The sequence below is a fragment of the Pantoea sp. EKM10T genome (assembly GCF_011800685.1).
Taxonomy (GTDB): Bacteria; Pseudomonadota; Gammaproteobacteria; order Enterobacterales; family Enterobacteriaceae; genus Pantoea; species Pantoea agglomerans.
On record NZ_JAALEU010000003.1, the window covers coordinates 14,596 to 36,533 of the forward strand.

The following is a 21,938-nucleotide window of genomic DNA, read 5'->3' on the forward strand; positions in this document are numbered from 1 at the left end:
CCGGCAGTTGTCATGAGAAAGCTATGCGAAATTTTATCCTCAGGCGACTGTTGCAAACCCTGCCAATGCTGCTGCTCGCATCACTGATTATTTTTATGCTTTTCGCGAAAACGCCAGGCGACTTTATCGACGGTAACATTACCCTCACCGCTGCCCGCGCCGCCGAACTGAAAGCTATTTATGGACTCGATCAACCGATCCTTACCCGCTATCTGCATTGGCTCGGCCAGTTGCTACGCGGCGATTTGGGGTTCTCGCTGCAATACCAAATTCCGGTGAGTCAGCTACTTAACCAGTACATCTGGAACTCGTTCCTGCTGGCAAGCGTTGCGCTGGTGTTTTACTGGAGCATCGGGCTTGCGGTGGGCATTGCCTCGGCGCTGAAACCCAATTCGCTGTTCGATCATCTGGTGAGCGTGTCGGTGTTCGCCGCCATGTCTTTCCCAACCTTCTTTCTCTGCCTGTTGCTTATTAAGTGGTTCGCAGTCGATCTTCACTGGTTGCCAGTGGGCGGCATGACCAACACCGGCAGCGACGATAACGGCTGGGTGTGGGTGATGCAGGTTGCGGCGCATCTGGTGTTACCGGTCATGGCGCTGGTGATGTTGCAGGCGGGCAGCCTGACGCGCTATTTCCGTGCCAGCATGCTTGACGTAGTCAAGATGGATTTTATCCGCACCGCGCGTGCTAAAGGGTTGCGCGAACGTACAGTGATCCTTAAACACGCGCTGCGCAATGCGTTGCTGCCAATCATCACCCTGTTAGGTTTTGAGCTGCCGGGGTTGTTTTCCGGCGCGATCATCACCGAAAAGGTGTTTAACTGGCCGGGCGCAGGGCATATTCATATTGATTCTCTGGCCGCCCGCGATTATCCGGTGCTGATGGGGTTCACCCTGTTTCTTGCGGTATTGACCATTGTGGGCAACCTGATTGCCGATATATTGTACGCGTGGGCCGACCCGCGCATTCGCGTGAGGTCGTGATGTTCGGTTCCCTTTTCTCTACGAATCGCCGCTTACGCAAGGCGGAAATTCCGGCGATGGCGCAGGCCACACCTTCTCCGTGGCACCAGGCGTGGAAAGCGCTGCGCCACAATCATCTGTCGATGCTGTGCCTGGTTCTGCTGGTAATCATGACCATCTGGTGCGTGCTGGGCCCGGTGTGGTCGCCGTGGAAAGATGACGCCACCGATGCGCTGATGATCAACAAACCGCCTGGCGCAGAACACTGGCTGGGCACCGATTTTCTTGGCCGCGATATTTATACCCGTCTGCTGCTTGCCGGTCGTATCTCGCTGATTATTGGCCTGATGACCATGCTACTTTCGGTGGCTCTGGGCTACCTGCTGGGTGCGGTATCCGGCTATGCCGGCGGCTGGACGGACAAACTGATTATGCGCATGGCGGATCTGGTGATGACGATCCCCAGCCTGCCGCTGCTGATTGTTGCCGGAGCGATGTTGTCTGAGCTGGATTTTTCGTCTGATTCGCGCATCTACATGGTAGTAGTGATGCTTAGCTTGCTGGAGTGGCCGAAGCTGGCGCGGCTGGTGCGCGGGCAAATCCTGTCACTGCGCGAACGTGATTTTATGCTGGCGACGCAGGTCCTGGGCCTCTCTTCGCGCCGCCGCCTGTTCGGTCATCTGTTGCCGAACACCATACCCATTCTGGTGGTGATGGCGACCATGGCGGTGGCCAACGCCATCCTGATGGAATCCGCGCTTAGCTACCTCGGCCTTGGCGTCGTACCGCCAACGCCCTCATGGGGCAATATGATGGACGCGGCCAACAGCCTGATCGACTTTCAGCGTCGCCCATGGCTGTGGATGCCGCCGGGCATTGCCATTTTTCTGACCGTCATCGCCATTAATGTGCTGGGCGATGGCCTGCGCGATGCGCTGGATCCGAAGATGAAACGGAGCCTGAAATGAGCGAGCCGCTAATTACCTTTAATAACTTATCCATCTCCTTCGCCAGCGAGCAGGGGCGTGTGCGCGCTGTACAGGATGTCTCCTTTACCATTCAGGCAGGGCAAACCATTGGCGTTGTTGGTGAATCTGGCTGCGGCAAAAGCGTTACCGCCATGTCGCTGATGGGACTGTTACCGCCGCAGGTTGCGCGTATCGACGGCGGAGAAATCCGCTTTGAGGGCACCGATCTGCTTGCTCTGAAGCCGTCGAAAATGGCCGATCTGCGTGGTAATCAATTAGCGATGATCTTTCAGGAGCCGATGACAGCGCTCAATCCGGTGCTGACCATTGGCGAGCAGCTTTGTGAACCGCTGATACGCCATCGCGGCGAAACACCAAAAGCGGCCTGGACGCACGCCACGCAAATGATCACCGATGTCGGACTCGGGCGTGCGGAGAGTCTGATGGGTTGCTATCCGCATCAGCTTTCCGGCGGCATGTTGCAGCGCATCATGATTGCCATGGCGTTAAGCTGCCAGCCGAAGCTGCTGATTGCCGACGAGCCAACCACGGCGCTGGATGTCACCGTGCAGGCGCAAATCCTGCGCTTACTGCGCGACCAGGCACGGGCGCAGCAGATGGCGCTGATGCTGATCACTCACGATTTGGGGGTTATCGCGCAGATGGCGGAACATGTCGTGGTGATGTACGCCGGGCGCATCGTTGAGCAAGGCCCGACTGGTGATGTGCTACACAACCCACTGCACCCTTATACCAAAGGGCTTATCGCATCGCGCCCTGTTCCGGGCGAGCGCCGACGCCGCCTCTACTCCATTCCCGGACAGGTGCCTGACCTGGCCGAACTGCCGCCGTACTGCGCGTTCTATGATCGCTGCGAACGCAGAACCGCGCAGTGCCACGCGGTCATTCCGCCGCTGATCGGGCATACGCGGCAAGCCGCATGTATTCACAGTGAGTTAGCGGAGCCGATCGCATGAGCCAGCAATATGTTATTGAAGTGGACGAGTTGAAAAAGCATTTCTCGCTACGCGACGGGCTTTTTGGTCAGGAAACAGGACAGCTACGCGCTGTGCACGGCGTCAGTTTTAACATTCGACCTGGCACTATTTTTGGCCTGGTGGGCGAATCCGGTAGCGGTAAAACCACCGTAGGACGCACGCTGCTGGGGCTTTATGACAAAACGGCAGGTAGCGTGAAGTATCGTGGTCAGGAGTTGCAGGATCTGACGCCGAAACAGATGCGCGCGCTGCGCCCGAAAATCCAGTTGGTATTTCAGGATCCTTACAGCTCACTGAATCCACGCATTCGAATAGGTGATGCAATTGGGGAAGCAATGCTGGAACACACGCTGTGCAGCAAAGAAGAACTGCGCGACAAAGTGCTGGAGGTAATGAAAATCTGTGGACTGGCGCCGCAGCATTACAATCGCTTTCCCCATGAGTTTTCCGGCGGCCAGCGCCAGCGTATCGGCATCGCCAGAGCGCTGATTCTCAACCCGGATTTTATTATTGCCGACGAACCCATCTCGGCGCTGGATGTCTCTATTCAGGCGCAAATCATTAACCTGTTTTCCGATTTGCGTGATGACCATGGCGTCACCTTCCTGTTCATCTCTCACGATCTCGGTGTCGTGGAGCATTTGTGTGATGACGTGGCAGTTATGTATCTGGGGAAACTGGTGGAAACTGCCAGCCGCGATGCGCTGTTCAGCCAGCCGCTTCACCCCTACACCCAGGCGCTGCTAGCGGCGGTGCCGACGCTTGCCCCTGGAAGCTTATCCGTGCCGGTGGTGCAGGGGGAAATTCCTGATCCTTCGCGCCCGCCCTCTGGCTGTCGCTTCTCTTCTCGCTGCCCGCAGGCAACAGTACGCTGCCGCACAGAAATTCCGGAACTGCGCGAAATGCGCCCCGGCCATCAGGTGGCGTGCCACTGGGTGCAGTTGACGTAATAAAAAAGAGAGGATTCATCCTCCCTGGTTGATGGAGTCTGACGTTCAATGATGTAAAAAACCACGCCTGTCAGTATCAGAAATTAATCCTGATGCGACCCTGTCTGAAAAGGTCATAAAAACCTATCTGACCTGCTCCCAGCAAACTGACATAGCAATGTAAGCAAGTTCCGCTTCTGGTACAAAACTGCCTGCTGAAAAGGGCGGATGACCGCTATGAGCGAAGAGCGGACCTTTTTTGGCAAAGATTTATATATTCCAATTGCTTTAAATATCACTTTCTGGCGAAGCGCCTTAATGGAAATCAAGTAGAGCATCAATTAATATCCAAAACCTATGGAAATAAACCTTTATGGCTTTATGCCAGCACTACTCCCTGTTGCACTGTCCCCCGGAGCAAGCTTCACTCTTGTTATGAATGGAGCTCTGGCTGGCGGTTACAAAGGACTATTCAGAACGCTTGCCGGAACAGCCTTGGGTATATACACACATGCGGTTCTCATAGGGCTAGGTATAACCGCTGTGATCATCTCGTCTCCAGCAACTTTTGCGGTGTTGAAAGTTTTCGGAACCGCCTATCTGCTCTGGTTAGGAGCAATGCTCATCCGCAGCGGGATAAGGTCAAATGCCAGCGGGCTTGCTGTTACGAAACATTCGGTGACTTTAAGAGAGGCCTGGATAGCTAATATTTTGAATCCTAAAGCCATCATTTTTTATCTGACAGTCGTTTCGCAGTTCGCAGGGATAAAGGGAGGCGTCTACAACTATCTGACATTGGCAACAGTACATGTCGTGGTCATGAGCGTTTGGCTTTTCGCTGTCAGTCAAACACTTATATTTTCAGTAAAAAAAACAAATCCATTAATGCTCAAAAAATACGTCAACATTGCCGGCGGGGTGTTGCTCATTGCTTTTACTCTGCACAGCCTGACCCAGTAACTCATCACCTTTAGCAAAAATGTCCGCTTCTGGCTGTGAGTTCAACTGATAGATGCAACACATTGGTTAAAACGCTCTGCGGGTGATTCATAGTCTAGCGTTTTTCTTGGCCTCTCGTTGAGCTGCCTGGCAACACTGTCTAGTCTTTGCTGGCTGTGAACCGATAAGTCAGTTCCTTTTGGAAAATACTGCCTAAGCAATCTGTTTGTATTTTCATTGGAGCCGCGTTGCCAGGGGGATTGAGGATCGCAGAAGTAAACCTGGATATCTGTGGCTACAGTAAACCGGGTGTGGCTGGTCATTTCAGCGCCCCGGTCCCATGTTAATGTTTTATAATGCTCAGCAGGTAATTCCCGGGCTTGTCTGATGAGTGCAGATATAACCGTTATGGTCTTGTTGTCCCTGATCCTGGCCAGCATAACAAAACGGCAATGACGTTCTACGAGGGTGACGATATAGGAGTTTTTAGAGCCCTGGATCAGGTCACCTTCCCAGTGACCGGGTATGGCTCTGTCAGCGGCTTCAGGTGGTCTTTCGCTGATAGAGATCGTATCCCGGATTGACCCTAATCCTTTCCCTTTAAGCGATGATGTTCTGGATCTACGCACGACTCTTCCGCTTCTGAGGCATTGCTGCAGTTCTTTTTTTAATGCACCCCGGGTTTGTATAAAAAGCGTTTATATATCGTTTCGTGTGACACATGCATTTCCTGATTATCCGGATAACAGCGTTTCAGCCAACCGGCGATTTGTTCCGGCGACCAGTCCTGATGCATCTTCTCTGCGATGATTTTACACAGTGTGGGTCTTTCAATTAGCTTGCAAGGTTTTGGTCTCAGAGCATTTTCCCACGCAGCAGTATCCGCTTTTGATGCACGGTATTGATTTGCACCACCGTGCCTCTTTATCTCCCGGCTAATCGTTGAGGGGGCTCTCGATAGTTTGTTTGCGATCGCCCTGATGCTGATTTTGCTACCAGCGCTCTGGATATTTCCTCTCTTTCATCAAGTGAAAGCGCTAACGGATGCCGCTTTCGGACAGGGGGGCGGTATCCACCAGTCTGGTGGATAGTGGGCATAATAGAAGAATGATATCTGTCGAACATTCTGGCGATATCATGCAGGGAATCACCTTGCTTATATCTGTCCCAGATAATCGCCTTCTGCTCTGGCGTGTAGTTAATCCGAGTTCTTCGTTTCATGGAAACGCCCCCCTTGATTAAGGATAGCGTTGCATCGACCCGTTGAACTCACAGCGAACAGCAGACGTTGACTGATGACTACTCAGTGAATTCATCGTTATTGAACATACCCTCCCGGCAACGAACTCAATCTCAATCGTTCTCAGACAGCTAGCGCTAGTTGTTGATGACGCTCTATAAATTTCGCTTTGAGGGCGCTATAGCGATGAGCATCGTTCCTGCTGACTAATACAGCTGCGTGTTTTATCTCAGCATACTCTTCTGCAATGTCTTTGTTTCTTCGAAGATAATCACGGAAAGCAAGATGTCTCAATACCTGCATATCTCCGACTGCAAACGCATGGACTTGATGACTACGCTGATCACCACCTTTAATGAAATATCTGCGCCCCGCAATCCCGTTCTCACCGCGAGCAACATACCCGGCGTGGGCCATTGCTGAATGGTACTTATCCAGTTCATTGATGTCGGAAACTTCAAGTAGCATATCAATTACAGGCTTTGCTGAGAGACCAGGAACTGACGTGCTTCCAATATGATGGACATCCTTAGCCATTCCACCGAGCAATGTTTTTATCAGTAAACTTTCAGCTTCAAACATCTCAGGCCATCTATCAACGTATGGCACAACAATAATCTTCCGCATAAACACATTCTCTCTGTCCTAAGTGTGCAACTCAACCCTGAACCCCGGCATTGCCTGCAGCCGGCGTTCCCTGGTGAAATAACAGAGTCCACTGGCCCTCATCCGAACAAATCCAGCAAGAGGAACGTAATGCATGATGGCTACCATCAGCGTAAAACGTCCGATAGTGAAGCAGAGCGTAACCGCAGCCCATCTCCGTAAGACGGAAATCGCTGCTGAGAATATAAGGTGCAGCCTTTTCACTTAGCAGCGACGCAATGGTCTCTGACCGGTCGACCGTCACACCTGACCGGGTGATTTCACGGAATTCAGGATGAAGAATCAGTTCCAGCCACTCCGGATCATTGCGCCTGTCGCCGTGAAGGCTGCACTCAAGCAATCTGAGCTTCTCCAGAAGCATTCTGCTTATCCTCAAGTGATTAAGCCGGACGTTCAAATTTACCATAACAGTTCATGCGCTACTTCCACTTCTGGCGGTTTTGCCTTCTTGACTGAAGGGGTAATTATCTAAGAGCCTTCTTAACTTTTTTAGACTAACGCCCTACAATCGCTTTATCATTTTTAAACTTATCGGGCCGTAAGTTTAGCAACGCTCAGGTGTGGAAAAGCGTAAAACAAGCAAGATACATAAGGAATGAAGATAAGGGACAGGCATGACTGCATATTCAAACTCTGATGCGGCAAGGGACTTACGCCCGGCATTAGACAAGGCACCCATTGGCGCTGTGAACGGTGAATGGTTCTTTATTACGGAACAGGCTGGTGTTTCCTCGCAATATGGAGGTTACATGCATGCTGATGGGAGTCACGTTACTGCTGGTGACCATGTTTTTCAGAGGGTCTGCAACGTTGTCGATAAACTCGAAGCATTACAGATACAGTCCTTTAATAAGGTTATTGTTCGCTGGACTAAGTCTAAAATACCGTTCATGCGCGGGCGCGTTACGGTTGACACAATTTTCGATGAGACAATAGTGCCGCGCGGTCCTCTGAGTCCGATGTATGAGGCTGCCGCTGTCGCAAGGCGAGCTTTCTGGAAAAGGTATGGCGACGTGTCAGATAGCTTTATTGCTGAACGAAATGACGCAAACGTACACAACCAGACGAAGTGGTTCGGGCCCCATCGACGGGTACTCAGTACCAAAAGCAGCACCAAATTAACGCTGGCTACCGATGGTCTCTCGACGCCCTGGGCCGGCATTTCAGACCCGGAAAACGGCGTAAAATGCGAACTTTTCATGGAGCTGGATGCTTCAGATAATACCAGCCAGCAGATTGATGATTGGGCTCATTTGTTAATTAGCTTGGGGGATCTCGTTGCCGACGGCTATCAGGTCGCTGCCGATGTTGAAAAATATAGAGCCATACTGTTTTGCTCTCTTACCGACGACTATAAACCTATGTCCCGCATCATTCTCAGCCGTGATGCTCGTCAGATTGAAGATTTGCCTTTCGGTTCAGTTCCGCTGATCCGTGTAACGCCGATAGCAGAGGCAGAGATTGAAAATCATGACCAGTCCGATGGATGGGCATCAAACGCAGCAAGGCATGCACTCGCGGAACGGCGGATAGAAGCGTAGATAATTATCATATGGTTATTCACGTCTTCTACAGAGAAAGGTGAACCGGTCACCTTTCTTGAGGAAGATCAGCATCAAATTATCAAAATTTGTTCTGCTTTAAGTAAAGAGCAGACGTTTCACTTTTGACAGCCGAAGGTTTCCAATAGGTTGAACATAACTTCACTGTTGCGAATTATTGCTAATAAGCTTATAAAATCAGAAACCTATATGGAAATGAAGGCACTATGAACATTTCAATCAGAAAGTTACTGCCGCTAGAATGGGATCATGCTTACAGTCTGATTTCACAGCTACGGAACATTTCCAAAGAAAAATTTATCGAAAGCGTCAGAATTCAGACGTTGAACGGTTATGAACTTGTTGGCGCATTTGGCAATGAGAAAATGCTTGGCTTGATGGGTTTCCGTCCCGTTCATACTCTGGCCAGAGGATCACATCTCTATATTGATGATTTGATCGTAGATGAGGCTTTAAGAAGCAAAGGGATAGGGAAAAAATTGCTGGATTTTGCCACTACTGAATCAGAAAGCAGAGATATGAACTTCGTGTTCCTTGATGCCCGACAGCAGGCGATACCCTTTTATGAACGGAATGGTTTTGTGGCACACACATCACCTTCAATGAAAAAGCCTCTCCGATAAAACCAGATAGCCTGTTCATAGGTGGGGCTGCGGACATTATAACTTTGCATCTACACCCTTTAGAAACATAAAAACATGAAGTTAAGGAAGTTTTTTGCACATAAAAACACTCAACGGATCTGTTGCATAAGGTGGGAATGAATTGCATATCTCATAACCGCATCTACGATAAAGTGCTATAGCCGCTTGCTGGTGAATCCCTGTTTCAAGCTGCAATAGGCTCAAATTCTTTTCTGAAGCAATCGTCTCGATTGCGCTGACTATCTGTTCTCCTAGCTTCCTACGCCGATATTCCGGTCGAATATAAACCCGCTTAATCTCAGCTGAGCCATTTTCATGAAATAGCAAAGCACCACAACCTGCAGGTAAGCCACCTTCATCACGTACGATAATGCACCGGAGCAGCTCATCATTAACTTTTGGAAGATCCAGGCAGTGATTACTTTCTGCAGGATATAGTACGTTCTGAAAGGCATCGAGTTCGCTTACCAGCCACTGCAGGCCAGAATCACTTTTATCTACTTCTGAAATGCTGAACATTCGCTATCCTCGATTCAGTTTTAACTACTGAATCTAACATAATGTTCTATCTATGACGGCTTTCAGTATTTAACATAAGAGTGCATGTGCAACTTCCGCTTCTGGCTCAAAGCGGACTTTTTGACATTAACTCAACACTTATTCTATAAGGACTGCTCATAAAAAAAGGAGTTTTGAGTTGAAAATCTATACCTACCCAAAAAGCAGATCCCTTAGGGTGCTGTGGGCGCTTGAAGAAATTGGGGCAACTTACGATAACATCAGAGTAGAGCTTTTTAATCCAACTTCTGACGTGAAATCACCCCATCCTTTTGGAAAAATCCCTTTTTTGGTTGACGGAAAAATATCAATCAGTGAAACCTTAGCAATATGTATTTACCTGTGTGAAAAACATCAAAATGGTACTCTTTACCCCGCAAATCCTGAAGAAAAAGCCTCCGTTAATGCGTGGTTGAGCTTTAGTCTCACCGACTTAGAAGCGCCGGTCTGGAGTTTACTGAAACAAAATGTATTCATTCCAGAAAACCAACGATCCACTGGCTTAATGAATTCCCTTAGAGACGAAGCAACCGAGGTCATCTCCCGGATCCGCTTCAATCCGTCCCATACGTGGATCGCCGGGGACAATTTTACTCTGGCCGACATTTTCCTCTCTCATTCGTTGCTGTGGGCAAAACTATGCGGATTAGAAATTGGCAAAGAAACTGACAGCTACATAGCCAGAGCCATGAGCCGACCAGCATTCGTGAAAGCTCAGGAAATGAATAATCTCTAACAAGTTTGTAATATCATTGAGATGCATTCACGGCAGTAAAAAGCGCAACGTCCGCTTCTTGGACAAAGCGGACATCTGCATCAGGCAATGTCCGCTATTAGCGAGAAACGGACGTAGTAATCGCATTGATTGTAATTGGGTCAGATACCGTTAGTTATGCTACTGAGCATGTCCAAAATGAGCTTTGCTGCTGTCCCTTCATGATCTAAATCAGGATCATAAATGGTCACTGTGATGCCACAGCAGCGCATATTTCTGAAAAGTTCGCGACAGAGATTTACAAGTGTTTCAGAAGACAAACCGGGATTGCCGGGACAATCAACTGCAGACATTTCAGAACTGTCCAGGACATCCATATCAAGATGAATCCAGTAGGGCATTTCAGGAAAAAGGTTGAGCCGCTCGAATATCACATTGATGAGATCATGATCAGGCAACTTAAGCGCGTCAAAAATAGTTATACGCCGGATATCAGTGCCAACAATGTCAGGCCATTCATAATCTTCAAGGAGCGACTCACGCTCTCCCAGCTGAATCACTGCGTCATCCTGAACCAGGGATCCTTCGATACCGGGCCATGCAGTCAGTAATGGCTCTCCCCGACCGGTAACGAGTGCCAAATCCATTCCGGCCGCAGCGCCTGGTCGTGCTCCTGGTTCTCGCTTCCAGTTGCCGGGATGACGGAAATCGCTGTGGCCGTCAATATGCACAAGTGCAAGTTGCCCTAACTGACGCCTGCTGCCCAGCAAGGCTCCGGGCAGGATGGCGCAGTCGCCTCCGATAACAACGGGTTTAAGTTGCGATGATGCGCCGCCTCTACTTCATCAGCCAATCGTAGATTAAGTTGTCTGAGCTTGTGACCGTTCAGGATATCAGTACCTGGCTCACATTCAGGACTGTATTCAGGGCAGGGAACAGTAACAAAGTTACAAGAGGGAAACATTTTATCGAGTCCGTGGTGCATGAGAACTGCTGGCGCACGGAATGTGCCCGGTATGTGCCCTTCATAAAGAGGGTTGAGACCAAGACCAGACGGGACAAGAATTATTTTTTCCATAAAAAACCTGATTTTAACTGGGTTGAGTACCACAGAAACTAAGCTTTCTTACGAAACAGCTTTGTCGCCGAGATAAAATTCGAGGTGTTAACCTGTGCCAGAACGCACAAGGTTCGCTATAAGTGAGAGGCTGACATCCATATTTTAACGTTTATATCGCCGTTTCCACTCATCTACGACATCACCCAAATTCTTAGGGGTAGCATTACTTATCCAGATCATAAATTCACGATTGAATCGGAAATTCTCTCCACACTCTTTGATCATAAAACGGCGAACGTTTTGTGTGTTTTTGTAATTTTTATCAATGATGGTCGAACGTGTTAGTGAGGAGCTATGCCAATCAGTTTCCATTTTTCCAGTTCCCGTAATGAGTGGTTTTAAATAAAAATTAGTACTCCACTTTAGTCAGGGAAGCTGAAATTTCTCAAGGTCTGCTCCGGGAAAAAAGCGGTCTGAAACGCGGCCCCATGCCTCCAGTGCGTTTTAACCTGTCACAACCCGTCAAAACAGAGGTGCGCTTGTTAGCCGAGCTCAATATCGATTGGTGAGCCTGCTACTGCAGTCAATCGAGCGGTTCAGGCATTGACTGTACCTCTTTCAGAAAATCTACAAAAGCGCGCAGAGGTGCTGACATAAAGCGGCTGGGAAAGTAGAGCCAGGGACCTTCAAATTCGGGCCACCACTCCGGAAGCACAGGCTGCAGTTCACCCGTCGTAAAGCAGGGCTGCAGCCAGTTTTCAAAGACGGCGACAGCCGGTTGCTGTCGGAAGGCATTAAAGTGCGGCTGGCTATCATTGACGTGAAAGACCAGAAAAGTGTTGATGCGGCCGTCGGGCAGATAAAGTCAGAAGATGGAAAACTAGATGTGCTGATCAACAATGCGGGTATTCCCGGAACCTGGCCCATCGCGCCTGAGTCGCAGAGCATCAGCGATATTATGACGGTGTATAACACCAACGTTTTCGGCGTCATCAGAGTAACGCAGGCTTTTCTGCCGCTGCTCAAACTGGGTGAGGAACCCCGGATTATCATGGTCAGCAGCGGGCTGGGATCGCTGGAATGGGTATCTGACAAAGCGCATCCCTACTCTCAGGTAGCGGCACTGGGCTATACCAGTTCAAAAACGGCATTAAATGGCGTTACGGTGGCATTTGCCAATTCACTGTCTGAGTATGGCATCAGCGTAAACGCAGTTGACCCGGGATATACGGCCACCGATTTTAACGGACATACCGGTTATCGAACTGTATCCCAGGCGGCCAGGGGGATCGTCTGGCTCGCTGCTGAAGTATCCCAGACAATCACCGCAGGATTCTTTTTGGATGGAGAGCGTGCACCCTGGTGAATCTCGTCTAATAAAAGCATTCCACCTGCCTGGATGGGGCAGGCTGGTTGACGGGTTGCGGCAGAATGCCTGGCGTGTCGTGCGCAGTCGGTTCTCAAATATGTCCGAATCATCCTGAAGGAAAATAAGCGGCTCAATGTTTCTTAGCGCATCTGAATGTAATTAATGGCCGCCTCAGGCACGGCTCGTACAGAAAGTTAGGTCATAAGGTCCGCTTTGAATGAAAAGTGGACCCAGACCTACAGGCTGGTCATCAGCCGAGGTAGTTTCTGAAGTTAAACGGCAGTTTTACAGAAGATGACAACAGATAACGATGACCGAATAAATTTATCTGAAAGGCGGGCACGCCAGGGGCGAGATACACACACACACTGGATTTACTGCCCTGTAAATACACATACTGCCCAATTATGGCTGTTCATGTGAACCAGGCGCCAGCTTCCCATATCCAGACAACATTGCCGTAGCTTCATCCATCCGTTGTCTATCAAGTTTATAGAACACCCAGTTCTTGATACGTTTCGATGTCACAATTCTGGCCTTAGCAAGAATTTGCAGATGGCCTGTCACGGTGGGCTGACTCAGTCCAATTTTTTCGGTGATAAATCCGACACACACACCATCCTTAACCAGATCGCCGTCCTGCTGCACCGGAAAATGTGACTCTGGATCGGACAGCCATTCAACAATCACGAGCCGATGCTCATTACCAAGGGCACGAAAAATATCGGCCATTAATGTCTTTGAGTTGTGCATATAGCCAATCGCCTATATAGTCATTTTCTTATATAACTTTAGGGGCATACTATGACAAACCACAGACAAAGGCTAACAGACAGTGTCACGCTGAAAGATATTTATGCCGCTTCCGGGCGAATTAAATCAACAGTATGCAAAACTCCACTGGAGCCTTCCCACTCGCTGTCTGCTCTTGTCGGGACGGAGGTCAGGCTTAAGATGGAAAATCTTCAGCATACGGGTAGCTTTAAGCTGAGAGGTGCTGCAAACGTTCTTGCCAGTCTTAATGCAGACCAGCGACGTGCCGGCGTCATCGCCCCGACGGCAGGGAATCATGGTTTAGGGCTTGCCTGTGCGGGACATGCGGCAGGCATACCCGTATCCATATTCTTACCGTTTTCAGCAGACCCGATTAAGGTTTCTGCAATGAAGAGTTATGGTGCGCAGGTTACGTTTTTTGACGACATTGAAGACGCAAGGCAGGAAGCCATTGTCGCAGCGCAACAGTCCGGCGCAACGTTCGTCTCAGCCTATAATAATCAGCAGATGATTGCCGGAGGCGGCACCGTCGGTCTGGAAATCATGGAAGACTGGCCAGACGCTGACGTTATTCTCGTGAACATTGGCGGCGGCGGGCTGGCCTCCGGTATCGCAACAGCCATCAAGGGCATAAACCCTGCAGCCGAAGTGTGGGCAGTGCAGAGTGAAGCAAGCCCGACGTTTGCGTGCTGGAAAGAAGCTGGTGAGGCGATCCCAGTGGAAATATCGTCGTCAATCGCCGAAGGCATAAGTGGCTATATAGAGCCTGAAGCGATGACCTGGCCACTCATACGCGATCGCGTCGATCGTGTTCTTCTGGTTTCAGAAGCCGAAATTAAAGCAGCGATGCTGTTAATGCTTAATCTGCACAGCCATGTTGTAGAGCCTTCAGGCGTCCCCGCAGTTGCGGCAGCCATCCGTTATGCAAAAGAACTGAGCGGGCGTAAAGTTGTCTGCGTGGTGAGCGGTAGAAACATATCGGGCTCCCGCTATCTCAAATTAGTTAATGAGGCTTCACTATGAAGAAACAGAGCGGAGTTAAGGTCGGCTGATCTCTTATTGCACAACGTTCTTATCATAACGGCTTCATTCATTACGCAGGCTTTGAGGTAGTGCCGCCTTTGACGGCCTGCCGTTTAACAGCCTTTTCGCTTAAAATTCTATGGTTCGTTTAAGGGAATGTCAGGCATCATCATCAAAAAATATTTTTGTCATACAAGGAGTAAGACTAATGAATATAAATATAAGAACAGCCCGGGCTTCTGATGTTGATAGTATTTTCGAAGTCAGAACCTCAGTACTCGAGAATTATTTGAGTCGAGAAGAAATGCGTCAGCTGGGGATCACCGAAAGCGTCGTGGCCGATATGATTGAAAAGAATTTATGCGCCTGGGTTGCGGCTGAAAGCGAAAAAATAGTCGGCTTTTCAATGATTTTACCGGATGAAGGCTGTCTTTTTGCGGCCTTTGTTCTCCCGGAATATGAAGGCCAGGGTATAGGTCGCAGGCTGGTTTTTCTCGCCGAGCAGGAATTATTCAAACATCATGAGATTGCCTGGCTGGAAACTGATAAAAATAGTCGCGCGGCGAAATTTTACATGCAGCTCGGCTGGGGTAATAAAAAAGAGATTAACGATACCGATATCAAACTGGAGAAACATCGCAGCGCGTAATCCACTGCCATTTTCATAAACGTCTGCCTCTGGCACAAAGCGGACGTTTAGCCAAAATAACATCTTTGCTGTCAGCAAGACCGATTGGGTGGCCTGGCGAAAACGCTTTAATCATTAATCGTCCGTTCTCAGAGCGATTTTATTACGTCGGCTTACATTCCCAGACTGGCCAGCAGGTCGTCCACATCATCCTGACTGGCAGGAGTCTCTGGTGCGGAGGAAGGTTTAGACGGCGCAGTGCGCTCGGCGGTGCTGTGTGAGCCGGTATTATCGCGGATGACCTGTATCAGCTGCTGCTCAGCCTGATTCAGCACGGCCATCATAGCCTGCACAATCTGTCCTGTGAGGTCCTGGAAGCCCTGTGACATCATAATCGCGTGTAACTGCTGTTGCGTCAGACCCGTGACGCGGGGGACATCATTCAGCAAGGCAACGGTATCTGCCGCTAATGCCTGGGTCTGTTCTTTGTCTGACAGCGTACCGGAAGTGGCATCCCAGCGTTGCGAGAGTTTCTCAGCTTTTTCTCCCAGATCGGTTTGCAGAGGCTGCGTGATTTCCACGCTGTTGATTACGCCCTCTGCTGCTTCGCGGGTCATTGTGACGACATAACCCAGCCTTTCACGGGCGTTTGGGATGCTTCCCGCCACATCGGCGATGGTTTTATCAAGCCCCAGCTGTTGCAGACTGTCGCGAAGCTGCCGCAGGATGAAGCCAGCACGCGCCGTAATTTCGCCAATTTCCTGATGCTTACTATGGGTGTCGGATGGTGACATGGATGTTGTTTCCTGCGTACAGAGTTTCGATACCTGAGGTTATCGGCAGCTCGCGGCGGTTTTTTAAATTTCCTGAGGTTTTTACTCGTGTAAAAAGTGACATGATGTGAATGAGACACCCTAGAGCTAACGACATCAGGGTTGTAATAGGCAGAAAGTGTTGCGCGCAGGCCCTGTTTTTTCAGCCGGAGGGGGGTGTCAGGTATAGAGCGGAATGTGTGCGGGTTAATGACTGTTATGAGCGAAAAAAGGGGCGTATTACCCACTTCTGAAACGTTTACGCGAGGGCAGGCAGTATCTTATTTATCATGTAATTTCTTCGTCTTAATTAATCCGCCAACGAATAACATTTTGTCCAGTTGTAGTTAACCCTCGCCAGTTTTAATTCTCCATCTACATCCCCAAAATTAATGGTCTGACGTTCAAAAATAAACTCACGTACGGATGCAGGTAAAAAATCAGCGCCGTAGCGCAGAATCGTGCTGTGCCAGAAGGGTGCCGGTAATGGGCTGCCGGTATGACGCATCAGCAACTCATTTTTCCAGTGCGAATCCAGAACTTTTTCGCAGAATGAGTGGCGCATGGCTATTGCCGAACTATCAGGGATCCCCGCAAGCAATAACTGACTGGGCAATGCAACTAACCGCAGATCTCTGATAACAATTTTTATCGCATCAAATCCGCTCCAGATATTCGTCAATTCATCGATTTTTTCGGGCAATGGCTCGTTTTCGTTATAGAGCGGCAGAGTCAGGGGCAGGAAGGTAAAATGGAAACCCTGTGTGGGCAGAATATCGGCAAGGGGATCATCCTTTGTGAGCTGCTGTAATTCACAAATAAGACGTGAGACATCAAAGGTCACCGGCGGCTGAATGCCCGCTGCAAGAGCCAGCCTTACAGGATCGTAGTAGTTCCCCTCTTTAACAGCCCCAACTCCTGCATTTTCCGACCAGATGGAGAGGGTGTTCTCGTTGGCAGAGCGATACAAGCTTTCCAGATTTATCGATTTCATTACAGACCTTTGGCATTGGTATGAACAGAGGCGATTCGTCATTAATAGTATTTCTGTCTGGTATTTTAGGCTATTCGATTAATTTTTAAGGGATAATAAGGATTTGAGAAGTGAGTTGTTATTACTGCCCATAACTTATCAGGCATATCCCCTTTGCTGACCGCAAACATATCACCATATGTTCAACGTCTCGCACATCTTTAAGGATAGCGTTGCGTCGATTCGTCCAGTTCACAGGAGATGGCGAACGCAGTCTACCCGTACAGTGGCCACTGATGACCAGTTAGCGACCAGATTTAAACGATTGTATTACATGGTTATTCACGGTCAGGATGACGGGTCAGGGCTGGCTGATGAGTTGGCAATCCCTCAGTAAATGCCAACAGTATCTGGAAATCCCGATTAGCCGCAGCTGTTTCGCGGTCAGGATTACATCCACAAGGGGCACTATCTGATAGATCAGGAAAAGCGCACTGGTACATCATGCTGATCCCAGCTAACCACCCGCTCTGTGGATAATGGACGTTTACAAGTATCACGCGACAGAAAGCCTGCGCTTCACGGGTTTTTTAGTGCCGTTTTCAGGTAAACTTGCTTAAGCTATTCAGGTAATTTTTAAGGATGAAAATCTATGAAAGTGAGTGAAAAAGCACTACTGGAATCCGGCTTTAGTCATGCAGATCTACTAAAACTGAAAAACAATATGGCTAATTATGGTGGCTCACTGGATTCCATGATCCATGATCTTGCTAACCGCTTTAACGCCTCGAAGTGGATTACTATTATTGCCTTTATCATACTTGCTCTTACGCTGATGCTGGCATCCGTAGATACCAGCATCACGCTGGCGGCCACACTTGCGATTGTATTGCCTTTTATATGGTATTTAGCCCCAGCAAAGCTTGCATACAAGTCATGGCGCTATCGCAGAATCACGGCTCATTCAGAGCAGCATCAGTGACAGACATAAGGTCAAATATGACCTTAGCTTTAACACCATAACCGACTATATTCATTGTGAGTTTTGGACGGCTCATAGTGCTGACTTTCCTGAAATAATCCGCGGGCAAATATCTGAACAGACGCCAGGTTCCAGGGCGTCTGAACAGACCGAATACGCTATAGGCATTTGCAACAAGCGAGATTGATTTATAGATTCCCAGCCCGCTATCAGGGCTGAACCCCATGAATGCAGCAGTGGACATAGCGGCATCAGCAACCAATCCTTCAGACTGTTTGTTATCCATTACATAGTGCGCAATTTCTTTGCTTATGCCGTTCGCACCATCAGTAAATAAAACTGCACCGGCCAGAACGCCCAATGGTGTCATAGTTCCTATAAGGGTCAGGCCAGCAGCTATTTCAGCCCCCGACAAAACTACATTTACAGCCGAAATGACATACCCGACAATTTTATTATTTTCCCTGACGAACTCCACTTTGGCATAGAGTTTCGCCGTTTTCATGCGCAGCATTCTGTCCTGCTTCTCAAGGTTTTCCGTTTCTTCCCTCAGATTTTTAATACAGGCTATGCATTCTTCTTCTGATTTTGCACGTCGGGCAGACGCAAACTGCTGCTCAACCAGATCTCTGATCTCCTGAACAAACTTCACCTGAGTCATGCCATTCGAAAGATGGACTGAGGACACATGATTAGCTGTATTAATCAGCTTTCTGGCCTCAAGGTTAATCATTGTTTCAGCCCAGTTTTTACTTCTGCCTGAGCGCATCATTTCGATCAATGCTACATCCATTTATCTTCTCCCTGTACATAATATCGCCGATAATACCCCATTATTTACAGGTGTAAACCGTCGTTACAGTTGAAAATATGTTGCTTCGGATAACACGTTAGAGGATGAACTATCAGGATTTATTTCAAATGATCGTGGCTCTCACACTTATACAGAGGCCATTCGCATGACAGCGAAAACCGACCCAAAGCGAAACTCATGCAATTGAGATCGCCAGCGCATCGGCCGCGTTACGCTTTATCAGCATGTCGCGCCTGTCTGGCTAAGTCAGTAAAAGAGGGCAGGTCATACTGATTGTCACAACCCCGCTCTGCCCCTAAACGGACAACCAGAGGACAGATCAGGACAACAGATGCCTGACGTATAGAATCGATCAACTCTCTCTGATATTGATGATGTCGATGGCGTTAAATCACTTCTGTTGAGAGAGCTAAAATGAATTTTTATTGCAGTAAGGAATTTACCGGTTCGAAGGCCTGGGACTCACAGCATATTGCCAGCTTCGATAATGTCAGCGTGAAACTTCACTGGACCGATCAGCCTTATAAGTGGCACATCAACGATGGTCAGGAGGTTTTTGCTGTCATGGATGGGTGTGTTGAAATGCAATATAAAGAGCAGGGCGAAGTTAAAAGCCGGGTACTCAACGCCGGTGATATTTTTTATGCCAGTGAAGGGACAGAACATATCGCGCGTCCACAGGGCGTCGCCCGCGTGCTGGTGATTGAAAAAGAGGGATCGGTTTAATTAAGTTGTGATTCATTATCTGGCTGAGCCAACAAGCCAGTGACAAAACGGGCGATCTCTTCTCCCAGATTGAGAAGAAAGGCGTCGCGTGATGGGTGGGTGTCAGTGATATGCGGCGGCAGGATGTTCATGAAGGTAAAATGCCCGGCATCTTTAACCACGCAAAGTTTTGTCTCAGTTCGATTATCTAATTCTTCTTTGATGAACAGCGCTTGCGATGGCGGTGTCAGGGTGTCTTTCTCGCCAGTCCAGATCCTGACCGGCACTTTCACGGAGGCGAGTGCCGAGGGTGCTCTGAAAAAATCCGCAGGTGGCGCTAACAGCACCAGTTGATTCAAATCCTGTATGCCTGCATATGTCACCTTCTCTCCGGTGCGAGTCCAGGCCGTCGCACCGGCGTGCATCAACAGAATCACGGTGCCGAGTGAGTGCCCGATGCCGGTAATCGAGGCATAATGTTGACAAAACGCATCGCGGGCGAGGACCAGCCTTTGGCTGCGTTCCAGTAAGTCAGCCTTTGAGGGCGTGGAAGAGGTTAACCGTTCGAAATGGGGCGCTACCACTGAAATACCATTGCGGCTAAAGGTCTGCAGAAGCTCAAGATGACGCAGTGGACTTCCGCCAGCACCTGCTGCAAAAAGGATGCAGTGGCTGGCCTCATTCACCTTCAATAACGTGACGTCAAAATTCCTGTCGGCATGCCTGATGACAGAGATTTCCGCCCTGGTGTTGTTAATCATAAAGCCGACTCCCCGCTAAAAGGTCAGTCTGGAGATACTAACCTGTTCCCGGTGAAACGATAAATTTCCGTCCGCTTCTGGCTCCAGACTACTGTTATGCAAGGTGTAAGCAGCAAATCAAAGCGGACCGGTTATTCATACTCTGGCGTCAGGCCACCAATCTGTCCGCGCTTACTGCGTCGCCTCTGCCCATAATGCCGCCTGTACAGCAGGGCGCGCATTGATATTTGCTCTGTACGCCAACAGCGCAGGCCAGCGATCCAGTTCAATGCTGAAGAACTTACACCAGCCCAGTACAGTGAAAAGGTAGGCGTCAGCAACGCTGAATGATGGCCCCATCAGAAACGCTTTTTCGGCGAGCGTATCCTGCAGAAAGTCGAACCGCCGGAAGAGCTTTTCACGAAACAGTGACAGGACAGCGTCGGGCAGTGCCTGGTTAAACAACAGAGCGGAACCCGCGTGGATTTCACTGGTAATGAAGTTCAGCCACTCCTGCAGTCGAACACGCGCCCAGCTGCCTGCTGGCGGTGCCAGCCCGCTTTCCGGCCTCAGGTCGGCGAGGTACTGCACAATCGCCGGCCCTTCAGTCAGTATCTGCCCGTCGTCCAGTTCCAGTGCAGCAACATAGCCCTTGGGGTTGATAAGGCGAAAGTCGCGTCCGTCAGAGGTGAGCTTGCTCCTGTTATCCACTTTAACCAGCTCAAACTCCAGTGCGAGTTCACGCAGCACGATATGGGGTGACAGCGAACAGGTATCCGGGGCGTAATAAAGTTTCATGTCTTCTCCGTTAACATTGAAAGCGATGTGAGATTCTCTTTGTCGTTACGGAACAGACTGTGCTTAACGCAGAGAATTCTGTAAAATTAATGCTTCAAAAGTTAACTATTAGCTGAGCTACTGATAACCATGATGAATCTTCTGCACTGGCGCTTGCTGGTGGCGGTGGCCGATGCCAGCAATATTTCGCGTGCTGCTGAAACGACAGGCATGACACAGTCCGGTGCCAGCCAGGCTATCGCCCAGTTAGAGTCATCACTCGGGTTCCCGGTATTCGTGCGTGAGCGCCGGCACATCGGTGTTACCGCGCTGGGAGAGCAGGTCATTGAACATGCCAGAATTATGCTGTCGCAGTTCAGCACGATCCGCGTGCTGGCTGATGAGAGCCGGGGTTTAAAAGGCGGACGCATTCGGCTTGCCAGCTTTCCCTCTGTGACGTCCACACTCCTGCCTGGGCTGTTGCGTAACTTCCGGCGTCTGCATCCGGGCATGGAGGTGGTGGTGCTGGAAGGGACGGATGAAGAAGTTGAGGAGTGGCTTGCAGCGGACACCGTTGAACTGGGGGTGGTAATGAACCCCACACCCGGACGTGCTGATGTGATACTGGGACAGGACGCATGGGTCGCCGTCATGCCAGCCAGCGCTCCGCACATCGGTCAGTCAGGCGCGAACGGTATAACCCTGCAGGAACTGGCAGACCAGCCCTTTGTGCTTGCAACAGGCGGATGCGTCGTTAATGGCAAAAGCCTGATGGAACAGTCAGGATCCCACCTCTCTGACGTGCGCGTAAAAGTCCGCGACTGGATCAGCGCCTGCATGCTGGTACGTGAAGGCATGGGTGTCGCGCTGGTGCCGGAATCAGCCCTGCCAGCGGAACGGCGCGGCCTGTCAGTGATGCCGGTCATCCCGCCTCTGTACCGTGAATTCGGGCTGGTCTGTTCGCCTTCCGGAAAAGCTTCTGGCGCGACGCAGGCACTCCTGAACGGACTGCGTAAAGGGCAGGGTAATATCTCCGGATAATCCCACTGCACCGCTGACTTTATCCGCCGTTACCCGATCATAAACAGCAGAATGGCTGG

General features: G+C 49.7%; 25 protein-coding genes and 1 pseudogene. 14 read left to right on the forward strand and 12 right to left on the reverse strand.

Going from position 1 to position 21,938, the window contains the following annotated elements; all coding sequences use genetic code 11:
• Positions 1-23 precede the first annotated feature (23 nt).
• The 5 genes from HFD95_RS06520 to HFD95_RS06540 all read left to right on the forward strand — a co-directional run bounded on the left by HFD95_RS06520 (position 24) and on the right by HFD95_RS06540 (position 4,817).
• Positions 24-983 carry an ABC transporter permease gene (locus HFD95_RS06520; RefSeq protein WP_033760938.1) on the forward strand — a complete coding sequence of 320 codons (960 nt, stop codon included), beginning with the start codon at positions 24-26 and terminating at the stop codon, positions 981-983.
• The gene (gene opp4C, locus HFD95_RS06525) at positions 983-1,930 is read left to right on the forward strand and encodes an oligopeptide ABC transporter permease (protein WP_033760940.1); all 948 of its coding nucleotides are present in this window, start codon (positions 983-985) and stop codon (positions 1,928-1,930) included. Before HFD95_RS06520 ends, opp4C begins: the two co-directional genes overlap by 1 nt.
• Positions 1,927-2,907 (forward strand): ABC transporter ATP-binding protein, encoded by a 981-nt coding sequence (locus HFD95_RS06530; protein WP_167429976.1) that lies wholly within the window; start codon positions 1,927-1,929, stop codon positions 2,905-2,907. The genes opp4C and HFD95_RS06530 overlap by 4 nt, the downstream gene beginning before the upstream one ends.
• Entirely contained in the window at positions 2,904-3,878 is a 975-nt protein-coding gene (locus tag HFD95_RS06535) for an ABC transporter ATP-binding protein (RefSeq protein WP_167429977.1), read from the forward strand. The genes HFD95_RS06530 and HFD95_RS06535 overlap by 4 nt, the downstream gene beginning before the upstream one ends.
• Positions 3,879-4,214: 336 nt before the next feature.
• A complete protein-coding gene (locus tag HFD95_RS06540) occupies positions 4,215-4,817 on the forward strand; it encodes a LysE family translocator (protein ID WP_167429978.1) in 603 nt (200 codons plus the stop codon).
• 41 nt (positions 4,818-4,858) lie between these two features.
• Here HFD95_RS06540 and HFD95_RS06545 read toward each other — a convergent pair.
• The 3 genes and pseudogenes from HFD95_RS06545 to HFD95_RS06555 all read right to left on the reverse strand — a co-directional run bounded on the left by HFD95_RS06545 (position 4,859) and on the right by HFD95_RS06555 (position 7,063).
• Positions 4,859-6,017, reverse strand: a pseudogene (locus HFD95_RS06545) (IS30 family transposase).
• Between the two features lie 142 nt (positions 6,018-6,159).
• Positions 6,160-6,663, reverse strand: coding sequence for a GrpB family protein (locus HFD95_RS06550; protein ID WP_033760036.1), 504 nt, complete (start codon positions 6,661-6,663; stop codon positions 6,160-6,162).
• 31 nt (positions 6,664-6,694) lie between these two features.
• Positions 6,695-7,063, reverse strand: coding sequence for a DUF4440 domain-containing protein (locus HFD95_RS06555; RefSeq protein WP_167429979.1), 369 nt, complete (start codon positions 7,061-7,063; stop codon positions 6,695-6,697).
• Positions 7,064-7,316: 253 nt separating this feature from the next.
• Between HFD95_RS06555 and HFD95_RS06560 the strand changes: the two genes are divergently transcribed.
• Together HFD95_RS06560 and HFD95_RS06565 are read left to right on the forward strand one after the other, a co-directional pair.
• The gene (locus HFD95_RS06560; RefSeq protein ID WP_167429980.1) at positions 7,317-8,243 is read left to right on the forward strand and encodes a hypothetical protein; all 927 of its coding nucleotides are present in this window, start codon (positions 7,317-7,319) and stop codon (positions 8,241-8,243) included.
• A 227-nt stretch (positions 8,244-8,470) separates the two neighbouring features.
• A complete protein-coding gene (locus HFD95_RS06565; protein WP_060678931.1) occupies positions 8,471-8,887 on the forward strand; it encodes a GNAT family N-acetyltransferase in 417 nt (138 codons plus the stop codon).
• Between the two features lie 81 nt (positions 8,888-8,968).
• Here the strand turns inward: HFD95_RS06565 and HFD95_RS06570 are convergent, their stop codons facing one another.
• On the reverse strand, positions 8,969-9,427 hold the full coding sequence (locus tag HFD95_RS06570) for a GNAT family N-acetyltransferase (RefSeq protein ID WP_073970613.1): 459 nt from the start codon (positions 9,425-9,427) through the stop codon (positions 8,969-8,971).
• A gap of 178 nt (positions 9,428-9,605) precedes the next feature.
• On the opposite strand from HFD95_RS06570, the gene HFD95_RS06575 reads away from it, so the two are divergent.
• A complete protein-coding gene (locus HFD95_RS06575; protein ID WP_167429981.1) occupies positions 9,606-10,202 on the forward strand; it encodes a glutathione S-transferase family protein in 597 nt (198 codons plus the stop codon).
• A gap of 140 nt (positions 10,203-10,342) precedes the next feature.
• On the opposite strand, the gene HFD95_RS06580 is transcribed toward HFD95_RS06575, so the two are convergent.
• Positions 10,343-10,951 carry an arginase family protein gene (locus tag HFD95_RS06580; protein ID WP_243208622.1) on the reverse strand — a complete coding sequence of 203 codons (609 nt, stop codon included), beginning with the start codon at positions 10,949-10,951 and terminating at the stop codon, positions 10,343-10,345.
• Between the two features lie 452 nt (positions 10,952-11,403).
• Positions 11,404-11,613: a DUF6434 domain-containing protein gene (locus HFD95_RS22055; protein WP_045139936.1), complete on the reverse strand. Its 210-nt coding sequence runs from the start codon at positions 11,611-11,613 to the stop codon at positions 11,404-11,406.
• A 406-nt stretch (positions 11,614-12,019) separates the two neighbouring features.
• Here HFD95_RS22055 and HFD95_RS06585 point away from each other — a divergent pair, with 406 nt between their 5' ends.
• Positions 12,020-12,607, forward strand: coding sequence for an SDR family NAD(P)-dependent oxidoreductase (locus tag HFD95_RS06585; RefSeq protein WP_242462813.1), 588 nt, complete (start codon positions 12,020-12,022; stop codon positions 12,605-12,607).
• 408 nt (positions 12,608-13,015) lie between these two features.
• On the opposite strand, the gene HFD95_RS06590 is transcribed toward HFD95_RS06585, so the two are convergent.
• Positions 13,016-13,363 carry a helix-turn-helix transcriptional regulator gene (locus tag HFD95_RS06590; protein ID WP_061902292.1) on the reverse strand — a complete coding sequence of 116 codons (348 nt, stop codon included), beginning with the start codon at positions 13,361-13,363 and terminating at the stop codon, positions 13,016-13,018.
• Between the two features lie 51 nt (positions 13,364-13,414).
• On the opposite strand from HFD95_RS06590, the gene HFD95_RS06595 reads away from it, so the two are divergent.
• Together HFD95_RS06595 and HFD95_RS06600 are read left to right on the forward strand one after the other, a co-directional pair.
• Complete coding sequence (locus HFD95_RS06595) at positions 13,415-14,407, forward strand: threonine/serine dehydratase (RefSeq protein ID WP_181955256.1); 993 nt, start codon at positions 13,415-13,417, stop codon at positions 14,405-14,407.
• 208 nt (positions 14,408-14,615) lie between these two features.
• A complete protein-coding gene (locus HFD95_RS06600; protein ID WP_061902291.1) occupies positions 14,616-15,056 on the forward strand; it encodes a GNAT family N-acetyltransferase in 441 nt (146 codons plus the stop codon).
• Between the two features lie 152 nt (positions 15,057-15,208).
• On the opposite strand, the gene HFD95_RS06605 is transcribed toward HFD95_RS06600, so the two are convergent.
• Together HFD95_RS06605 and HFD95_RS06610 are read right to left on the reverse strand one after the other, a co-directional pair.
• A complete protein-coding gene (locus HFD95_RS06605; RefSeq protein ID WP_010259809.1) occupies positions 15,209-15,829 on the reverse strand; it encodes a protein phosphatase CheZ in 621 nt (206 codons plus the stop codon).
• Between the two features lie 328 nt (positions 15,830-16,157).
• A complete protein-coding gene (locus tag HFD95_RS06610; protein ID WP_167429982.1) occupies positions 16,158-16,841 on the reverse strand; it encodes a hypothetical protein in 684 nt (227 codons plus the stop codon).
• A gap of 631 nt (positions 16,842-17,472) precedes the next feature.
• Between HFD95_RS06610 and HFD95_RS06615 the strand changes: the two genes are divergently transcribed.
• Positions 17,473-17,802, forward strand: coding sequence for a hypothetical protein (locus HFD95_RS06615; protein ID WP_022624631.1), 330 nt, complete (start codon positions 17,473-17,475; stop codon positions 17,800-17,802).
• On the opposite strand, the gene HFD95_RS06620 is transcribed toward HFD95_RS06615, so the two are convergent.
• Positions 17,774-18,595, reverse strand: a complete 822-nt coding sequence (locus HFD95_RS06620; protein WP_167429983.1) for a DUF4225 domain-containing protein — start codon at positions 18,593-18,595, stop codon at positions 17,774-17,776. The two genes, HFD95_RS06615 and HFD95_RS06620, sit on opposite strands and share 29 nt — an antisense overlap.
• A 435-nt stretch (positions 18,596-19,030) precedes the next feature.
• Here HFD95_RS06620 and HFD95_RS06625 point away from each other — a divergent pair, with 435 nt between their 5' ends.
• Positions 19,031-19,342 (forward strand): cupin, encoded by a 312-nt coding sequence (locus tag HFD95_RS06625; RefSeq protein WP_010259799.1) that lies wholly within the window; start codon positions 19,031-19,033, stop codon positions 19,340-19,342.
• Here the strand turns inward: HFD95_RS06625 and HFD95_RS06630 are convergent.
• Complete coding sequence (locus tag HFD95_RS06630; protein ID WP_167429984.1) at positions 19,339-20,082, reverse strand: alpha/beta fold hydrolase; 744 nt, start codon at positions 20,080-20,082, stop codon at positions 19,339-19,341. The two genes, HFD95_RS06625 and HFD95_RS06630, sit on opposite strands and share 4 nt — an antisense overlap.
• A 171-nt stretch (positions 20,083-20,253) precedes the next feature.
• Positions 20,254-20,859: a glutathione transferase GstA gene (gstA, locus tag HFD95_RS06635; protein ID WP_163641467.1), complete on the reverse strand. Its 606-nt coding sequence runs from the start codon at positions 20,857-20,859 to the stop codon at positions 20,254-20,256.
• A gap of 129 nt (positions 20,860-20,988) precedes the next feature.
• Here gstA and HFD95_RS06640 point away from each other — a divergent pair, with 129 nt between their 5' ends.
• Positions 20,989-21,879 (forward strand): LysR family transcriptional regulator, encoded by an 891-nt coding sequence (locus tag HFD95_RS06640; RefSeq protein ID WP_181955257.1) that lies wholly within the window; start codon positions 20,989-20,991, stop codon positions 21,877-21,879.
• Positions 21,880-21,938: the final 59 nt, after the last annotated feature.